The sequence below is a fragment of the Pseudoalteromonas sp. SG44-5 genome (assembly GCF_014164175.1).
GTDB lineage: Bacteria > Pseudomonadota > Gammaproteobacteria > Enterobacterales > Alteromonadaceae > Pseudoalteromonas > Pseudoalteromonas nigrifaciens.
Genome location: NZ_JACJES010000050.1, coordinates 1 through 1,555, shown reverse-complemented (window position 1 = coordinate 1,555; position 1,555 = coordinate 1). Strand labels below are relative to the sequence as shown.

Below are 1,555 nucleotides of genomic sequence, written 5' to 3'. Positions count from 1 at the left end.
ATACTAGATCACTTTAGACTTCTAAAACCTCTTACAAGCATTTAATGTGTCGGTACTACCTACCGCCACAAATTATTTAAGCTATTAGCCTTAATCCCTCATTATGGATATTAATAGCAGCATTATGATCTCTATCATGGATAGCTCCACATTCACAAGACCACGTTCTTATAGCTAATGACCATTTACCAGAATACAGCGAACCGCACTCATTACACATTTTACTTGATGGAAACCACTGGCTAATAGCTGACACTTTACGGCCATACCAATCGGCTTTATATTCTAACTGCCTTACTATTTCACCAAAATTAGCATCGTGGATATGCTTAGATAGCTTACGGTTCTTAACCATGTTTTTGACTTTCAATGACTCGATCCCTATCACTTGGTTTTCGTTTACAAGTTTCGTTGTCATTTTTTGGGTAAAGTCTTTGCGTGAGTTTGCTATCTTTTCGTGAATTTGAGCAACAACACGTTTTTGCTTGTTGAAGTTGTTAGAGCCTTTTTTCTTCTTGGCTAGTTTACGTTGTGCTTTGGCTAGCTTGCTAGCGTACTTGTTTGTTAATCGTGGATTATTGAACTTAGTGCCATCCGAACAGATAGCAAGATCTTTAATGCCAACGTCTACGCCTACCGTTTTATTCGCTACTGGTAGTTTTTTAATATCTTCTTTAACTAAGATACTAATGAAGTACTTACCTGATTTAGTTTTAGATACAGTCAGCGAACTAGGCTTACCAGTAAATGAGCGTGACCACTTAATTTTTAATGGCTGCTTCATCTTAGCAAGTGTTAACGATTGCTTATCAGCCTCCCACTTAAAGCCGTTACTCATATAGCTTACTGATTGATTACCCTGTTTATTTTTAAACTTAGGGTAGCCAAAGCCAGACTTAAAGAATGATTTAAAGCCTTTATCTAGGTGCTTTAATGCTTGCTGCAATGGCACACTTGAAACATCTTTCAACCATGCAAAATCAGGGTTCTTTTTAAGCTGAGTGAGGTTTTTACTCCAATCGTTATAATTGGTTTTATTACCTAAGTCGTATTGCTCTTTAGAGTAACCAAGTGCTGAATTATAAGCGAAACGAACACAGCCAAATGTATGAGTAAGCATTAGCGCCTGTTCATTATTTGGGTAAACTCTGTATTTGTATGCTATTAAAATCACTTGGTCTTACTCCTTGCTTTCTCTCATTATATATACCTAAGTATGACAATCAACTATTGGTCTATTATAATTATGACGCATAAGAATGAGGCAGAAGTAAGAAAAGGTCGGCACTGTGTTAGCGCATTACATGCACATTTAGTATTCGTGACAAAATACAGGCGCAAGGTGTTTAATGATGTAATTTTAAATCGGCTAGAGGCGATACTATTAGATGTGTGTAAAGATTTTGAAGTTGATTTAGTCGAATTTAACGGTGAGCAAGATCACGTTCATTTGTTAATTGAATACCCTCCTAAAGTACAATTAAGTAAATTAATTAATTCGCTTAAAGGTGTTAGCTCAAGACTAATGAGGAAAGAGTTTACAGAAATACACCGC

Annotated in this window: 2 protein-coding genes; one reads left to right on the top strand and one right to left on the bottom strand. The window is 36.3% G+C overall.

Translation table 11 applies throughout. The annotated features are described in order from the left end of the window. Window positions 1-76: 76 nt before the first annotated feature. Window positions 77-1,174: an RNA-guided endonuclease TnpB family protein gene (locus tag H5079_RS18095; protein WP_182678891.1), complete on the bottom strand. Its 1,098-nt coding sequence runs from the start codon at window positions 1,172-1,174 to the stop codon at window positions 77-79. A 72-nt stretch (window positions 1,175-1,246) separates the two neighbouring features. On the opposite strand from H5079_RS18095, the gene tnpA reads away from it, so the two are divergent. After that, on the top strand, window positions 1,247-1,555 hold a 309-nt coding region (gene tnpA, locus H5079_RS18090; RefSeq protein ID WP_182684615.1), incomplete at its 3' end, for an IS200/IS605 family transposase.